Consider the following 15,848-nt stretch of genomic DNA (forward strand, 5'->3'; position numbering starts at 1 on the left):
TCGACACCTCACGCAAAAGCGAAAAGTGTTACCTATGTGTCCGGTACGTTTTGTTACCTATCTCTCAGGCCGGGCACTGCTTTGTTGTGTTGATCGACGGCCAGATCCAGATTCTGTACGATAGCGAGCATTGTAAGCCCGTGATCGTCGACCAGGAATAGGCCGACGAGAAGATGCAGGTCCACGCCCGCGTCGTGTGGGCCGGCGGGCCGCTGCGGTAGCTCAAGGTGCTCGAGAATGGATATCAAACTCACTGAGAAGACGCCGGCAATAACAGGCGACCATCCTATTGTGATTATCGGACCAAATGGAGTCGGCAAGACACGTTTGGGAGTCTCCATTGTTCAGAACAACAACGCGGAGCGAATTGCTGCACTTCGCGATGTCGAAATTTCAGATGTACCTCACCAGACGGTCGGGCAAGCCAAAGGTGAGGTCAGGAGTTCTATGAATAGAACAATGAACAGCCACTGGCAGCGGTCCAATGAAATTCAACACCTAATGTCCGAGATCTTGGCCGACGATCGCGAACTCGCTGTTCAGTACCGCGACGAACACTTGGCAAATCCCTCTGATGAACCCGACATCAAGCTAAGTGAAACTCGGCTCCGCAGGATTGTGAAGATTTGGAACCGGCATTTCCCGGGCCGACGGATTAGTCTTGACTACCAGCCAGTCGTCGAGCGCCAGATTGATAAAGAGGTTGTCACGTATCCCATTGCTCATATGAGCGAGGGAGAGAGAACGGCACTCTATCTAATCACCCGCGTTATTAGTTGCGGCAAAGATATTGTACTTGTGGATGAACCCGAAACTTTTTTTCACCCGCTCTTGGCGCGCAATCTATGGAACGACCTAGAAGCGGAGATGCCCAATCTGCGATTCATCTACGTAACACACGACATTCCATTTGCCCTATCTCGTAGGGGGGCGCAGTTCGCTGTTGCCCGCTCCGAAATCGAAGTTGATGTTCTCCCGCCGACTTCAGAAATACCGAGCGAAGTGATCACCGAAGTTTTGGGAGCCGCATCGTTTTCCATCTCCGCCTCGCGGCTAATTTTTTGTGAGGGCAGAGCTGACAGTCTCGACCAAGCAATTCTAAGCGCTTGGCACAACTGCGACAATACAGCGGTCATTCCGGTTGGTAGCTGCCAGAGCGTGCGGGAGTGTGTCAGCGTTTTTCGTGAACAGAATTTCACAGACGGTCTGGAGGCATTCGGCTATATCGACAGGGACGGATGGCCGGATAGATTTCTAATCGTACAAAACATAAAGGCCCATCAAGTCAGTGAAATTGAGGGTATTTTTGCTTTGGAAACTGTTTTCAAAGCTCTTGCCAAGTTCAATGGCGCTGACGAAAACACCGCAAACGAGCAATTTGAAGCTTTCCTCAAGGAGGCACGCGGAGCTTTTTCTGACGTCAATCTGAACAAACAAATTCTGACACGTGCCAAGTTGCGTGCCGAAGTAGAACTAAAGGCACTACTGAATCCGATTGCGCCAAATGAAGACCTCAAAGTTGTAGGCGCGGCATTCGAGAAGGCGGAGCCGGAGGGTGGCTGGCAAAACTATTTGGGGAAGATTTTCACTGAAGAACAATCGAGGCTGGAAGCCTCCTTACATGGGGAGCCTAGGGAATTTGTCAGAGATTTCCCTGCTAAATCCTACTTCGGCATGGCTGCGAAGCATCTGAAACTCGTACCTGAGAAAATGGTCGAAGCGCTTTGTAATGCGCTCCTGCTTACCGATGCAGAGGCAGACAAAGAGCAGAAGTTGAAGCAGTTGAGGGACGCCATCGTGCCTGTTTTGGAGAAGTGCTTTTGGTCCAGGCGGGCTTGATTGAGATAGCTTCATCCGCTTGCACAACTTGATTGCGCCGCGCGCCGCCGTTTCGCGTTTTCTTATGTCCTTGTTTTTTCTTCGTTTATCGCGTTGATGCGCGTCTTTTTGTGTAACTTGTGCAAGTTGCACAACTTGATTTTACTTTCTGGCTGTCCGGAAAGCCTTGCCGTGCGGTCCTTCGAGTGCCGATCCTCAAATCCGCTACGCCTTGCCGCGCAACGCTTTGTGACCTGTGCTCGAAAATCTCTTGAAGTGTTTTCGAAGACCATTAGAGGCCGCGCCGCCGATTTGCTGTGATGTGTTGCATCGGCCTGTTTTGCTAAGACCTGCTGGCAAAACGAACCGCCCATTGGCTTCCGCTTGGTCGCCGCCAATCCTTTGTATTACCAGCGTTTCCCACGGATTCCCGCTTAATCCCGGAAACTCCCGGAAAAACCAGGACCTCCTTTCAAACTACAAGCAGCCACCTTGTCCGTGCCTCCAAACTCCATGCATGTCTGTTTCCGCGCCTGATCAGACGCCGTAGTCATCCATGCGTTCGAGCGTTTTGCGGATATCGTCCTCGCTGAGGATGACGGGCTCTCCCAACTGCAGGGACTGGCAGTATTGCCGCGCCAGCGTTTCGAGTTCCACCGCCCGCCACATGGCCTGTTTCAGGCTGTCGCCGGCGGCGATCATGCCGTGGTTGGCCAGAAGACAGGCGCTGCGGTCTTCCATGGCCGTCAGCGCCATATCCGCCAGTTCCTTCGTCCCGAAGGTGCTGTATCCCGAACAGCGCACGTCGTTGCCGCCGAAAACCGCGACCATGTAGTGGCAGGCGGGGATCGGCTTGCGCAGGATCGCGAGCGTCGTGCAATAGGGCGCGTGGGCGTGGACGACGGCGTTGAATTCCGGCCGGTGCTTCAGGATCTGCCAATGAAACCGCCACTCGGAAGACGGCTCCTTCGGACCCTCCCAGTTGCCCGTCATGTCGCCGGAAAGATAGATTTTCGAGATCATATCCGGTGACATCTCGTCGTAGGGAATGGCCGTTGGCGTAATAAGCAGGCCGTCTTCGAACCGGACGGAGATGTTTCCCGAGGTGCCCTGATTCAGGCCATTTCGGTTCATCTCGCGGCAGGCATCGATGATGCGCTGCCGGATATCGGTTTCAGAGATCATGACGGTATCCTTTTTCTGCGTTTTGCGATTTTTCCAGCCACGCGGCAAAATAGCGCTCCAGTCCGGGAACATGCGGCGGTGGCGTTTGTTCAACTGCGACATCGGGTTGCGGTTCCGGCAGCGCAAGACTTGCCGCTCCACGCGCGCTGCCTGCCGCGCCATGGACCTGGAAGATTTCGCGCTTCGGCAAAAGCGCGCCCAGCAAGGCCAGGAAGACGTCGTTGCGCGCGAAGACACCATCGACGACAACGCGCCCGGTGTCGCCGAGCCGGTCAAGCGAGAACGCTGTCATCAGAGCCGCGTACAGCGTTGCGAGGCTTGCGCGTTCGGTATCCGTTGTCGGGCTGTTGCCGAGGATCCTGCCCTGTCCTCCGGTGCCGGGCATCGGTCCGCCGCTATCGGTAAAGGAGGGCAGGGCAAACGTGCCCGAGGAAATCAGCGCCTTCACATCGTCCAAGGTTGCGGACGCCTCGTTTCCTTCGCCGCAGAGACGGCCATATTCCTCGCCGCCCATGAACCTTGCGCATCCGATCGGTGTGCCATCGATCTTGACGTTGGCAACCTGATCCCGGTGCGCGTCCAGTCTTTGCAGATCCGTGCTGGAATCGAAGGCGATGATCCATGTGCCGGTCGACAACAGGACAAGCGGTTCGTGGCGCGCGAATTGAAGATAACTCGCGGCGCTGTCGTGGATGCCGCACAGAACCGTTCCCCGGCCATTGATATCTTCCATGCGCAACGGCCCCAGCCTGTCGCCCGCCCGCCGCATCGGGGCGATCAGGTCCGACCATCGGCGGCATTTCGCCAGCGCACTGAAATCGGCATTTCCAGGCGCCCAAAGATGGGTTTGCGCGCCAAGCGAGGTGACCTCGGCCGACAGAACGCCGCTTAGCCTGTAGGCAAGAAACTGGGCGTAGGGAAGGATCGTCCGGACCCGGCTGAATGCCTCGGGAAACGACGTTTCCTGCCAGAGAAGTTGCCTGGCCACGGTCAAAGCAGCGGGATTGGTCGGGGCAAACACCTCCCCATAGGACGGCTCGATATCCGCATAGGCTTCTGCGATGTCATCCGGAATGGCGGCAAGGTAACTCATGACCGGGAAAACCAGTTCGCCCTGCTCGTCAAGCAGCGCAACCGCCGATCCATGCGTGCAGGGAACGATTGCGTCCACGGGCACGCCGCGATCGAAATCGGCAATCGAATGCAATGCGAATTCGATGACGTGCTCGACGTCAAGGCTGAGGTAAGGCGGCGCTTCGCGCCGCAGCGCCCCGGCCGATCTTTGTTCGATGACCTCCAGTTCGGCGGAATATTGGATTACGTCGATATTCGTTGCGCCGACATCGATGGCAACGACGCTGCGCGGACTTTTGGAACTTGCGGTCACCGGGGTTCTGTGGGCCTAGTCTTTGGACGTTTCCGCAGCCAGGAGTGCATCGACCTCCGCCCGCGATGGCATTGATGGCGCCGTTCCCGCGCGCGTTACGGAAATCCCGGCCACCGCGCACCCGAAACGGACCGCCTCGACCGGGTCCTTGCCCTCGGCCAGGGCCGTTGCGAAGCCGCCGTTGAAGGCGTCTCCGGCACCTGTGGTCTCAAGGGCCGGGCCGGCGACGACCGCAGGCACATGGACCGACTGTTCCCTGTCCTTGTAAAGAACGCCCTGTTCGCCGAGGGTGATCAGGGCCGCGCCGACGCCCATCGACAGGAGCACGTCGGCGGCCGCGCCCGCATCACCCAGCGTCTTCACGGGGACCCCGGTTATGCCCTCGGTTTCCGATTCATTGGGCGTCACAAAATCGCAAAGCGCCAGCATTTGCGCCGGAATTTCGGCCGCCGGCGCCGGATTGAGAATGGTCCGCACGCCCGATGACCTGGCGATTTCCAGCGCGCGCCGGGCGGCCTCCATGGGCTGCTCCAACTGTGTGACGAATACGGATGCGCCTTCGATCAGATCCCGCTGTGCCTCGACATCGGCTGCGGAAATGTCGCCTGCCGCTCCGGGGCAAACAATGATCGCGTTGTTGCCCGTCGCTTCTTCGACGAAGATATAGGCCGCGCCGGTGAAGCTGTCGGGATCCTGCGTGACCGCGGCGGTCACACCCGCATCCGCCCAGGTCTTGAGCGCCATCTGCGCAAAATCGTCGTCTCCGAGGCGAGACATGAAATGGACGTCACCGCCAGAGCGCGCCGCCGCGACCGCCTGGTTGGACCCCTTGCCGCCCGGCCCGAGCGCGAAGCTGTTGCCCAGTATCGTTTCGCCCATGCGGGGCTGCCGATCCGCCCGGTACGCGGTGTCGGCCACAAATACGCCGAGGATGACAATCTTTCCGGCCAATTCGTCCTCCTATGCCTCGGGCGGGATCACGCCCTTGCGCAGCATGAAACATCCGTAGAAGCGGCGCTCGCCCGTCTGGATCACCGCATAGCTGTCGCGGGCCAGATCGTAGAACTTGAAACGTTCGATGCCGACCATCGGTCGATGGCTGCCTTCCGCCGCATCAATCGCCTGCTGGACTTCCTGCTGGACGGCGGGAACGGTGTCGGGTTCGTCGACGATTTCCATGCGGCCGGCGAAGTCGTCGACGAATGTGTCGAGCGGATAGACGGAAAGGATGGCCTCGATCGCTTCGGCGGCGGTGAGATTGTCCATGCGCAGCAAGTCGCCGTAGACGGTTGCCCGACTAACGGAATCCGAGGGAAAGTTCGTGTCCGCGATGATCAGCGCATCGCCGTGGCCCATGGCGCGCAAGACATAGAGCACATCCGCATTCAGGCGTGGGTCAATTCCTTTGAGCATTGGCAGGTCCTTCGATGTCGGGGCAGGGGCTCAGTTGAGCCTTTGACCGGTGGATTTGTCGAACAGGTGGATCTTTTCGGCCTCGGCCGAGATTGCCACCTTCTGGCCCGGCGAAAATGCCTGACGTTCGCGCACGACCGAGACGTAGTCGTGCCCGTTCGAGCGAATCACAAGATGCGTTTCCGATCCGGTCGGCTCGACGACCATGATCTCGCCTTTCACGCCCTCGTTGGACAGCACCGTGTCCTCGGGCCGTACGCCGATCCGAATTTGCCGGTCGGACTGCAATCCTTCGGCGCCCGGAAGCGGGATGGTCGAATCCTCGATCCTGGCGGCCATGCCGGCGCCGCTATCCACGACGACGGCATCCATGAAGTTCATCGACGGCGCACCGATGAAGCCTGCGACAAACTCATTGGCCGGGCGATCGTAGAGGTCGAGCGGTGCGCCGATCTGTTCGATGTTGCCGGCATTCATTACGACGATCTTGTCGGCCATTGTCATGGCCTCGATCTGGTCGTGGGTCACGTAGACCGTTGTGGTGACCAGCCGCTGGTGCAGCTCGCGGATCTCAGCGCGCATCTGGATTCTCAGCTTCGCATCGAGATTCGAGAGCGGTTCGTCGAACAGGAACACCTGCGGATCGCGCACGATGGCGCGTCCCATGGCCACCCTCTGCCGCTGGCCGCCGGACAGCGCCCGCGGATATCGCCCGAGATATTCGGTAAGGCCGAGCACCTCGGCCGCGCGCGACACGCGCTCGTCGATCTCGGCCTTGTTCATTTTGCGCATGCGCAGTGAGAACGCCATATTCGCCGCGACGGTCTTGTGAGGGTAGAGCGCATAGTTCTGGAAGACCATCGCGATATCCCGCTCCGCCGGCGGCAGGTTGTTGACCAACCGGTCATTGATCAGGATCTGGCCTTCGGTAATGCCTTCAAGGCCGGCGATCATGCGCAGCAAGGTGGATTTGCCGCAGCCTGAAGGCCCGACAAGGACAACAAACTGCCCTTCCTCGATATCGAGATCCAGACCGTGCAGAACCTCGGTCGATCCGAATGATTTTCTCAGCCCGCGTACCTTAACGTCTGCCATGCATCCCATCCCTTTGGCGATCCCCATACGCTTACCGGCTTGTGTCTGAGCTGTCCACGCCCTTAGTCGGATCATAAGCTTGACAGCGTTGGGATTGACTGTGATTGTTTCTTTTCCCGCCTGCGCCGTTAACTTGGCGAAATCAAACAAATATTGGAAATGGCGGTTACTCTATTTGGGGTTGTCCAACACGCAGGATTGCCCCGCCACCTGGGAGGTATACTGATGAAAGTCGAACACTATAACGCAATCATCCGCGCGCAGTTGAGCCGCCGCAAGATGCTCAAGGGCGCGGCGAGCGTCGGCGCTCTTGCCGCAATGGGCGGCATGGCCGGTGTTCCTTCAGCGTTGGCCGATTCGCATGGAAACCTGCGGGCGGAGATCCTCAAAATACCCGGCGTCGGAAAAGGATCGCCCACGGATGCCGATTGGCAGAAGGTCGGCGAAATGACGCTCGGGCCGACCAAGGAACGGGTTGCTGAAGGCGAGTTTGAAGGCGTCGAACTGACGTTCATGGGCCTCAACAACCAGAACCTGCACAACTTCCTTTTCCGTGGCTTCCTGAAGCCGTGGGAAGCCTACACCGGCGCCAAGATCAACTGGGTCGACCTGGCGCAGGCCGATTACAATCCGCGGCTCCAGCAGGCCATTGCAACGGGTACCGTCGATTTCGACATCATCGAGATGGGCGCGCCGTTTGAAGGCGATACCGCCGGCAAGGGTCTCCTCGACGAGATGCCGGACTGGGTCGAGGAACAGATTGAAGCTGACGATCTGGTCGGTTATCTGCAGCCGCCGGTCGGCACCTGGGACGGCAAGAAGTACCGGATCACGATCGATGGCGACTGCCATACCTTTGCCTACCGGAAGGACTACTTCGGAGACGGCGCGATCGGCGGCGCTTCGGTGCCCCGGACCTGGCAGGACGTGAATGCGGTTTCCAAGGCGCTGATCGGCAAGGAAGACCCGCTGACCGGTTTGCCGGCTCACGGTTATCTCGATCCGCTGAAAGGCTGGGGCGGCTTCGGCTTCTACTTCCTGGAAAACCGCGCCGCGGCCTATGCGAAACATCCGGACGATCCGGCATGGCTGTTCGATCCCGAAACCATGAAACCGCGGGTGAACAACCCGGCATGGGTTCAGGCGATCCAGGACGTTTTCGATCTGATCGCGGCGGGTGCATACCCGGCAGACCAGATCAATGCCGATCCCGGCACAACCGGGTTCCAGCAGTTCCTGGCCGGTACCGGATCGATGCTGATGTGGTGGGGCGATATCGGCTCCAACGCACGCACATCCGATACTTCGGTGGTTGGCGACGTTGTCGGTTTCGGCATCAATCCGGGATCGGACCGGGTCTACAACAGCAAGACCGGCGCCTGGGAAGAAACCTACAACGAAGCGCCCAATATGGCCTATCTCGGCTGGGGCGTTTACGTCACGAAACGGGTCTCGGGCGATGCGAAGAAGCGCAAGGCGGCATGGAGTGCCGCCGCGCATCTCGGCGGCAAGGACATCTCGCTTTGGATGTCGGCCTATCCGTCCGGCTTCCAGCCTTACCGCAATTCGCACTTCCAGTTCGATGAGTGGGAAGCTGCCGGTTATGACCGCGCGTTCATCGAGGATTATCTGCTTTCGAACGCCGAAAGCTACAACCACTCGAACGCGGCCATCGAGCCCCGCATCCCGGGCATTTTCCAGTATTACTCGGTTGCCGAGGACGAACTGGCGAAGGGTTATGCAGGCCAGTATGCGTCGGCACAGGAAACGGCGGACGCGATTGCCGCGGCCTGGGAAAAGATCACCGACCAGATCGGCCGGGAAAGCCAGATTGCGCTCTACAAGGCGTCGCTTGGCATGTAAAAGAAGAACCGGGCCGGCGGTTTTGCCGCCGGCCCGACTGTAATCAGGCGGGGCAGAGCAATCCGGAATGAGTTCTGAGGGGGACCTTCTTCACGTTGTCACGGCGGATCAGATTTCCGATCGCCGCAGACGATTCGGAAAGACCATAGTCTGGGGCTCCGCCGGACTTTTGTTCCTCGTCGCTTTTCTTCAGGCTGCCGATCACAACGGGTGGCTGGATATCGGTTTCGAGACCTGGCGTCCGACGCTTTATGCCTATGTGCTTTGGGGAATATGCCTCTGTGCGGCGCAGGTCATCGAACGCGGCGAACACGGCAAACGGACGCTCTTCGTGCTGCCCGCCACCCTGTTTGTCGTCTCGATGGTCGTCTTCCCGCTGCTCTTCGGCCTGGTGATCGCCTTTTCGGACTGGAACCTGTCGAGCCCGGACGGCCGCCAGTTCAACGGTCTCGACAACGTCCGGCAGATGTGGACGGATCCGTTCTACTGGAACGCCCTGAAGAACATGGTCTATTACACGCTGGCGATCATCGTCGAATACGCCATCGCGTTCGGACTGGCGCTGCTTCTGAATGCCGAGATACGCGCCCGGAAATTCTTCCGGGTGGCATTTCTGCTGCCGCTCATGCTGTCGCCGGTGGCGGTGAGCTGGATGATCGGCAAGTCGATGCTGGAAAACCGGTTCGGGCCGATCGCCCGGCTGTTGCGTGAACTTGGCGTCGAAAATCCGTCCTTCTTCTCGACGCCCGAAGTGGCGCGCATGATGATCATGCTGATGGACGCATGGACCTACATCCCCTTCATGATGATCATGATCCTGGCCGGCCTCCAGGCCATTCCGCGTGAGCTCAACGAGGCCGCCGAGGTCGACGGCGCCAGCGTATGGCGCAAATTCTGGGAAATCACCTTTCCGCTCATGCTGCCCGTCAGTATCACCGCCATCCTGATCCGGATCATCTTCAAGCTGAAACTGGCCGATATCATCATCAACGTGACGTCAGGCGGCCCGGGCGGCGCCACGGACAGCGTGACCTCCTTCATATTCCGGGAGTACCGTGACCGGTCGAATGTCGGCTACGGGACGCTGCTGGCGATCGTCTATCTGATCATCATTGCCGCCGCCATGACCATACTGATCAAGGCGGTGGACCGCTGGATGCGGCCGAGGTACTGACCACTATGTCGGAGCAAATATTTCACGACAGCACCAGCGACCGTACCTATCGCGCCAGGAGGATTTCGGGCCGCATCGTCATCTATGGCATCCTGATCGTCTGGGCGATCATCTCGATCTTCCCGATCTTCTGGACCATCACCACGAGCTTCAAGATGGCGCCGGACGTCATGAAGGGCAACATGGTGCCGTGGTGGGACTATACGCCCAAATGGCTCGGCTGGCGGTCCCTGGGGCTGTCTCCCGACACGATCGGCAATGAAAGCACGGTGCGCGAGGAATTCCTCAAACGGTTCTGGAATTCCGCCGTCGTCGCCGTGTCATCGTCCCTGATTGCCGTCGCACTCGGCAGCATGGCGGCCTATGGGCTCAGCCGCTTCAGCTACCGTTTCGGCTTCATGCGCAACTCGGACATCTCGTTCTTCTTCCTGAGCCAGCTGATCCTGCCGCCCGTGGTGCTCGCCCTGCCGTTTCTGGTGCTCTACAAGTCGCTCGGCATGCTCGATACGCGGATCGGGCTGATCCTTCTTTATACGCTCACGGTGCTGCCCATCGTCATCTGGATCATGCGCGACCAGTTCGGATCGATCCCGACGGAACTCGAAGAGGCGGCCCTGGTCGACGGGCTGTCGATCTGGGGCGCGTTTCTGACCATCATCCTGCCCATCGCGGCCCCGGGCATGGTCGCCTCCTTCATCCTGTCGCTGGTGCTGACCTGGAACGAGTATTTCTTTGCTGCACTGCTGACCTCCAGCCACGCCAAGACCTTGCCGGTAATGGTGGCAAGCCAGACGGGCTCGCAGGGCATATCCTGGTGGTCGATGGCGGCGCTGAGCTTCGCCGCGATCCTGCCGCTGATCGTCATCGGCGTTCTGCTCGAGCGGTTCATCATCAAGGGCATGGCCGCCGGGGCGGTCAAATAAGCCGTTTCAGGCTGACCGGAAACGGCCCGATCAGCCGCGCAGGACCTCGCGAAGATGGGCGAGGATGAGCGCGGCTCCTTTTTCGCCAAGTTCGGCCGTGGCCTGCGATGCCGTCTCGGTAAACCAGCCGCTATTGTCGCTGAGGCGCTGCATATCGACCGCTTCCGGCGCCAGCGCCATCATCAGCGACGTTTCTCCGATGCCCGCGTGATCGAACGGATATTGTGCCGTGATCTCGCTCGTCATCAGCGGATGGATACGGATCCAGTTGAAGGGGTCCGCGCCCGCCCGGTGGTCCGCATAGTAGTCGCGCATCTCGTTGCGGCCCCACCAGCCTTCGCCATGTTCGGCCTCAAGAAAACGGAAAATCGCCTCCCGCCCGGCGAATTTGAAGGCGAGGTCGGTTGGCATTCCGGCATTGAAGTTCTCGGTCTGGTGGTGAACGAACCCGTGAATGTTGCGGAACCCGACCCGAAGCAGTCCGAAGAACACGTCTTCGGCAATCGCTGAAATCTTCTTCGCATCGACATGGACCGATCCTTTCGCCTCCGGTGGGGCCACCGCGTAGCTTGCGGCGCCGTAGGCAAAGGGCGGCAGCACGATAACATCCATGTCCTTTTCCAGGCGGTCGAAGATCCGGGTCACCGCCAGCGTGTCCATACCGACAGCCATGTGTTCGCCATGGTATTCCAGTACGCCGATCGGCAGCAGCACCGGCACATTGGTTTCGATAGCCTTGCGGATCTGGTGCGGCAACATCAGCTCATAACGCATTCGCCTACTCCAGGTTTGTGTGCCTTGCGCGCATGGCCTGCGCGTCAGACCGGATCCTGTCACGCAACTTCAGGACCATGATCTCGAACAGCAGAAACAGGGTGCCCTCATAGACGGAACCCATCGGAAGCACCGAGGATATCGTGTCGCCCTGGTCCTTCGCCATGGTCTGTGCCGGGATCGCGATCAGCCTGTCCGCGCGGCCGGCGATCGCGGCGGTCGGCTCCGCGGTCAGCAGCAGCACGCTGGCGCCGGCGTTTTTTGCCACCCGTGTCAGCGCCTCGACCGTTGCCAGCCGTCCGGGCCCGTCTGAGACAATGAAGAGGTCGCCCGGCCCAAGCGGAGGCGTCGTCATGTCGCCCTGCACGGCGACGTCAAATCCCAGATGATAAAGCCGCATCGCAAAACCGCGCATCTGCAGTCCTTCGCGTCCGCAACCGTAGAGGACAATCTTGCCCGCCTCCTGAATGGCCTGGCAGCCGGTTTCGATGGCGCTGTTGTCGATCCGGTCAACGACTTCGCCAAGTTCAGCGATCGCGGTATTGAAATCGGTCTTCACGGCGCATCCAGGCTCCGGGCAATGTGGCGGGTGGATTCGTACAATTCCCTGAACAGCGGATATTGCCGCGCATAGACTGCTCGCTCCTCGGGCTCGACTGCGCGTTCAACCGGGTTCCATGCATCAATGGCTTCGAAATCTGCCAATCCCACGGCGCAGGCCGCCAGGAACGCATCGCCGAAGGACGCGCCGATGGTCTTTTCGCAGACTATTTGCGGCACGCCCGCGATGTCGGATGTCGCCTGCAGCCAGATGTCGTTTTTCGTGCCGCCGCCAACGGCGAGAATCCGTGCCGGCGGCTGGCCGACGTCACGGTAGGTCTCGATCACGTGGGCGGTTCCGTTGGCGATTCCTTCCAGGAGCGCGCGGTAAAGGTCGCCGCGCGTGTGGGTCAGATCGAGACCGAAGAAGGCGCCTTTTGCCCTGGGGTCATGGATCGGGGTCCGTTCGCCCGAAAAATATGGCAGGAACAGCAGCCTGTTCGCCCCAGGCGGGGAGTCTTCGGCCTCCCTTGCCAGAACGCCAAAGGCCTCCTTCTGCGACAGCTCCCTTGCGAACTGATCACGGAACCAGTGGGTCAGCGTTCCGCTGGTGGCAAGGCCCGCCATGGAGGCGTGGGCGCCGGGCGTCAGCCACGGCGCATACCACAGCCGCGGATCGCGCACCGGCGTCTGCGTGACCTGGATGATGAAGATGGTCGAGCCGTACATCATCATCATATCGCCGGCATGGCGTGTGCCGACGCTGACCGCTTCCGCCGCCGCGTCGATGGTGCCGCAGGTCACGGGTGTTCCGGCGGCCAGCCCCGTGATCGCGGCAGCTTCCGGCGTCACCTGTCCCGCGATTTCGGTCGACCACATCAGCCGCGGCAGCATTTCCGTGGGCGCGATGTCATCGGCGAGTGCCTGCGTCCAATCCAGCGCGCCGACATCGTAGAGCGGACTGAAATTGGCGGCTGTGTAGTGATCGATGACGGTTTCGCCGGTCAGGCGGAACGTCAGATAGGTCGTGGACGTGACGATTCGCGCCGTTTGCGCCCAGATTTCCGGACGGTTTCGCTTGAGCCAGAGGATCTTCGGGCCGACCGACTGCGATGTCAGGGCGTTGCCGCAGACCTTGAGGATGACATCTTCGCCGATGCGTTGTGTGAGCAGCTCGATCTCTTCGGCGGAGCGCGTGTCCACACCATAGAGGACGCCGTTCATCAGCGGCCGGCCGTCCTTGTCCAGTGGCAACATGCATGGGCCGATGGCGCTGGTCGCAACGGCCTTGATCTGTTCGGGCGAAACGCCGGAATTTTTCAGGATCTCGCGTGTGATCTGAACGAAATCGCTCCACCAGTCTTCGTCCGGGCGGTGCTCGGCCCAGCCCGGCTGTGGAACAAGCATGTCATGCGGGCGCGCGGCGGATGCGACGATCCTGCCCTCATGATCGACCAGCACGCCCTTCGATTCGAAGGTACCGATGTCGACGCCGAGCGTGTAACTCATGATCCCGGTCCGTCGCGGTCAAGCGGAAAGTCCGGACCGATCCGTGAAAGGGCCGCGACCAGAAGTCGGGTCAGACCTTCGAGATCGCCGAGATCGCATACTTCAAGACTGGAATGCGAGTAGCGCATGGGAAAGCCGACATCGATCGATACGACGCCTTCACCGACAAGCTGGACGTAGCTGAGGTCCGTCAGGACACCGGACTGCGCGCTGCGCTGAAGCGGGATATTGCCTGCCGCAGCGGCCTCTTCCATGAGACGTACAGCCGAGGGGTGGGGGATAACGCCGTTCAACGTGCCGCGCCCGTGGAAGGAATAGAGCGATATCCCCGGTCCGCCGCCGAGGGTCATTTCGCCGCGATAAGCCATTTCCGGCGTGTCGGTCGCCAGCATCAGGTCGATCTGGATCGCGATATCGGGCCGCAGGGACTGGGCCGCCACCACCGCGCCGCGCAGATTGAACTCCTCCTGGACGGAAAAGACGAGGTGGACGGTGGGACCGTCCGAGCGGTCCTTCAGTGCCCGTGCGACTTCAAGCAGGACGGCGCAGCCGGCGCGGTCGTCAATGCTGGTGCCGGCCAGGCGATCATCGGCGAGAGGCAGAACGCGCGGCTTGTAGACCACGGGTGTCCCGATCTGCACGCCCGCCGCTTCGACGGCCGGTCTGGAACCGTGGCCGGTGTCGATGTGGATCTCCGCGACCTTCGGTACATGGTATTTTTCGTCCGGCTGCGTCGCATGGTGGCTCTTGTTGTAGAGCACGCCGTCCATGTCACGCCCTTCGCCGACGCACAGTGTCACGGCCTGGCTGGCCAGCGCGCGTTCCGGAACGCCGCCCAGACGTTCGACGCGGATCAATCCGTTGTCCTCGATCTTGCGGACGATGAAGCCGAGCTGGTCCATATGGGTGAACAGCATGACCGACGGGCGATCCTCAGCGCCATCAAAGGTGGCGATCAGATTTCCCATCCTGTCCGAGCGGCTGTCGATCCCCTCGGCGGACAGCAGGCCGGCAATGGCGCGTCGCACTCGGTCTTCATGACCGCTCAGCCCCGGTATGGCCATCAGGCCGGTCAGGTCTTGTCTCAGCCGCTCCTTCATGCCCCGCGCGCCGCCTTCGCGCGTGCCATGAATTCACTGGCGCGGTCCGGATCAACCGCATTCCAGGTGTCGCCGTCGACCTTCAGGGCCGAGCCGACGACGCAGCCATCGGCGACTGCAAGCACATCGGCGACCGTGTCGTGCTTGACGCCGGTGTTGGCCAGAACGGGCGTATCGGGCAGCACCGCCTTGACGGCCTCGAGGTCGGACATGGCCGCTGCCTCTCCGGTGATCTGTCCGGACACCAGGACCGCATCGGGAATGGAACTGAACACGGCGCTTCGGGCGCGATCGGGCAGGGGACGCCGGTCCAGGCTGTCGGCAAACTCGGCCGACACATTATAGAGCATTGCGAGATCCTGGCGTCCGAGCCGGTCGCGGTAGCGCAAGGCCGCGCCGGCGTCCGGCGTCCACGGACCCATATCCGAGGCATAGGTTCCCGTGAAGATTTCGCGGACAAAGGAGGCTCCCGTGGCCGCTGCCAGGGCAACCGAGCTCTTCGGGTCCCACAGCACATTGACCCCAAAGGGAACCGATATTTCGGACCGCAATTGTCCGATGATGAAGGCCATGGTCGCGGTCGATGCGAGGTCCACGTCGAATTCGTAGGGCCGGTCGTTTTCATTGCCGAACATCACGGCATCGAACCCGGCTGCCTGGAGCGCTGCCAGATCGGCGCGTGCGCCTTCCAGAAGCCCTTCCAAACCACGCCGGGCATCGTAAAGAGGCGTGCCCGGCAGGGCGCCCAGATGCACCATGGCGATAACCGGTTTTGCGACAGTGAATGTATTGAGAAATTTGGACAATTCGTTACCCCCGTACTCCAACGTGACCGGACATTAGCGCGGAAAGAGATTGCGCCCAAGAGATTTCACTTAGAGCAATTCTGAGTTAGATTGGATCATTTGACCGCGGCGATTTTGGTCACTGGTTGGGCGGATTGCGCGCCGTGGTGCTAACCCACCACAAGCGCGATCCAACGACGTCAGGGGCCAAAATCGCCCGGCCCATTTGTCTCTGATTTTCAATATGATAATCCTCTCAAGGGTGGGGAAAATCGGCCCATC

Annotated in this window: 14 protein-coding genes; 4 read left to right on the forward strand and 10 right to left on the reverse strand. The window is 60.2% G+C overall.

What is annotated here, in order from left to right; all coding sequences use genetic code 11:
- The first annotated feature begins 237 nt into the window (after positions 1 to 237).
- Positions 238 to 1,839 (forward strand): AAA family ATPase, encoded by a 1,602-nt coding sequence (locus tag OOZ53_RS25085; RefSeq protein ID WP_271092534.1) that lies wholly within the window; start codon positions 238 to 240, stop codon positions 1,837 to 1,839.
- A gap of 516 nt (positions 1,840 to 2,355) precedes the next feature.
- Here OOZ53_RS25085 and OOZ53_RS25090 read toward each other — a convergent pair.
- Genes OOZ53_RS25090 through OOZ53_RS25110 form a run of 5 tightly spaced genes read right to left on the reverse strand, consistent with a single transcriptional unit; the run spans position 2,356 to position 6,898 of the window.
- Positions 2,356 to 3,003, reverse strand: a complete 648-nt coding sequence (locus tag OOZ53_RS25090) for a class II aldolase/adducin family protein (RefSeq protein WP_271092535.1) — start codon at positions 3,001 to 3,003, stop codon at positions 2,356 to 2,358.
- Complete coding sequence (locus tag OOZ53_RS25095; RefSeq protein ID WP_271092536.1) at positions 2,993 to 4,390, reverse strand: FGGY-family carbohydrate kinase; 1,398 nt, start codon at positions 4,388 to 4,390, stop codon at positions 2,993 to 2,995. Before OOZ53_RS25095 ends, OOZ53_RS25090 begins: the two co-directional genes overlap by 11 nt.
- 15 nt (positions 4,391 to 4,405) lie before the next feature.
- Positions 4,406 to 5,341 carry a ribokinase gene (rbsK, locus tag OOZ53_RS25100; RefSeq protein WP_271092537.1) on the reverse strand — a complete coding sequence of 312 codons (936 nt, stop codon included), beginning with the start codon at positions 5,339 to 5,341 and terminating at the stop codon, positions 4,406 to 4,408.
- Between the two features lie 9 nt (positions 5,342 to 5,350).
- Positions 5,351 to 5,803, reverse strand: a complete 453-nt coding sequence (locus OOZ53_RS25105; protein WP_271092538.1) for an RbsD/FucU family protein — start codon at positions 5,801 to 5,803, stop codon at positions 5,351 to 5,353.
- A gap of 30 nt (positions 5,804 to 5,833) precedes the next feature.
- Entirely contained in the window at positions 5,834 to 6,898 is a 1,065-nt protein-coding gene (locus OOZ53_RS25110) for an ABC transporter ATP-binding protein (RefSeq protein WP_271092539.1), read from the reverse strand.
- Positions 6,899 to 7,123: 225 nt separating this feature from the next.
- Here OOZ53_RS25110 and OOZ53_RS25115 point away from each other — a divergent pair, with 225 nt between their 5' ends.
- The 3 genes from OOZ53_RS25115 to OOZ53_RS25125 all read left to right on the forward strand — a co-directional run bounded on the left by OOZ53_RS25115 (position 7,124) and on the right by OOZ53_RS25125 (position 10,858).
- Complete coding sequence (locus OOZ53_RS25115; protein WP_271092540.1) at positions 7,124 to 8,761, forward strand: substrate-binding domain-containing protein; 1,638 nt, start codon at positions 7,124 to 7,126, stop codon at positions 8,759 to 8,761.
- A gap of 67 nt (positions 8,762 to 8,828) precedes the next feature.
- Positions 8,829 to 9,935: a carbohydrate ABC transporter permease gene (locus tag OOZ53_RS25120; RefSeq protein WP_271092541.1), complete on the forward strand. Its 1,107-nt coding sequence runs from the start codon at positions 8,829 to 8,831 to the stop codon at positions 9,933 to 9,935.
- 5 nt (positions 9,936 to 9,940) lie between these two features.
- Positions 9,941 to 10,858, forward strand: coding sequence for a carbohydrate ABC transporter permease (locus tag OOZ53_RS25125; RefSeq protein WP_271092542.1), 918 nt, complete (start codon positions 9,941 to 9,943; stop codon positions 10,856 to 10,858).
- Between the two features lie 30 nt (positions 10,859 to 10,888).
- Here the strand turns inward: OOZ53_RS25125 and OOZ53_RS25130 are convergent, their stop codons facing one another.
- Genes OOZ53_RS25130 through OOZ53_RS25150 form a run of 5 tightly spaced genes read right to left on the reverse strand, consistent with a single transcriptional unit; the run spans position 10,889 to position 15,587 of the window.
- Positions 10,889 to 11,632, reverse strand: a complete 744-nt coding sequence (locus OOZ53_RS25130) for a creatininase family protein (protein WP_271092543.1) — start codon at positions 11,630 to 11,632, stop codon at positions 10,889 to 10,891.
- 4 nt (positions 11,633 to 11,636) lie between these two features.
- On the reverse strand, positions 11,637 to 12,191 hold the full coding sequence (locus OOZ53_RS25135) for an SIS domain-containing protein (protein ID WP_271092544.1): 555 nt from the start codon (positions 12,189 to 12,191) through the stop codon (positions 11,637 to 11,639).
- The gene (locus OOZ53_RS25140; protein ID WP_271092545.1) at positions 12,188 to 13,681 is read right to left on the reverse strand and encodes an FGGY-family carbohydrate kinase; all 1,494 of its coding nucleotides are present in this window, start codon (positions 13,679 to 13,681) and stop codon (positions 12,188 to 12,190) included. Before OOZ53_RS25140 ends, OOZ53_RS25135 begins: the two co-directional genes overlap by 4 nt.
- Complete coding sequence (locus tag OOZ53_RS25145; protein WP_271092546.1) at positions 13,678 to 14,781, reverse strand: M42 family metallopeptidase; 1,104 nt, start codon at positions 14,779 to 14,781, stop codon at positions 13,678 to 13,680. Before OOZ53_RS25145 ends, OOZ53_RS25140 begins: the two co-directional genes overlap by 4 nt.
- Positions 14,778 to 15,587 (reverse strand): BtpA/SgcQ family protein, encoded by an 810-nt coding sequence (locus tag OOZ53_RS25150; RefSeq protein WP_271092547.1) that lies wholly within the window; start codon positions 15,585 to 15,587, stop codon positions 14,778 to 14,780. The genes OOZ53_RS25145 and OOZ53_RS25150 overlap by 4 nt, the downstream gene beginning before the upstream one ends.
- Between the last annotated feature and the right edge of the window lie 261 nt (positions 15,588 to 15,848).

It is taken from the genome of Allohoeflea poritis (assembly GCF_027889715.1).
In the GTDB taxonomy this organism is placed as follows: domain Bacteria; phylum Pseudomonadota; class Alphaproteobacteria; order Rhizobiales; family Rhizobiaceae; genus Hoeflea_A; species Hoeflea_A poritis.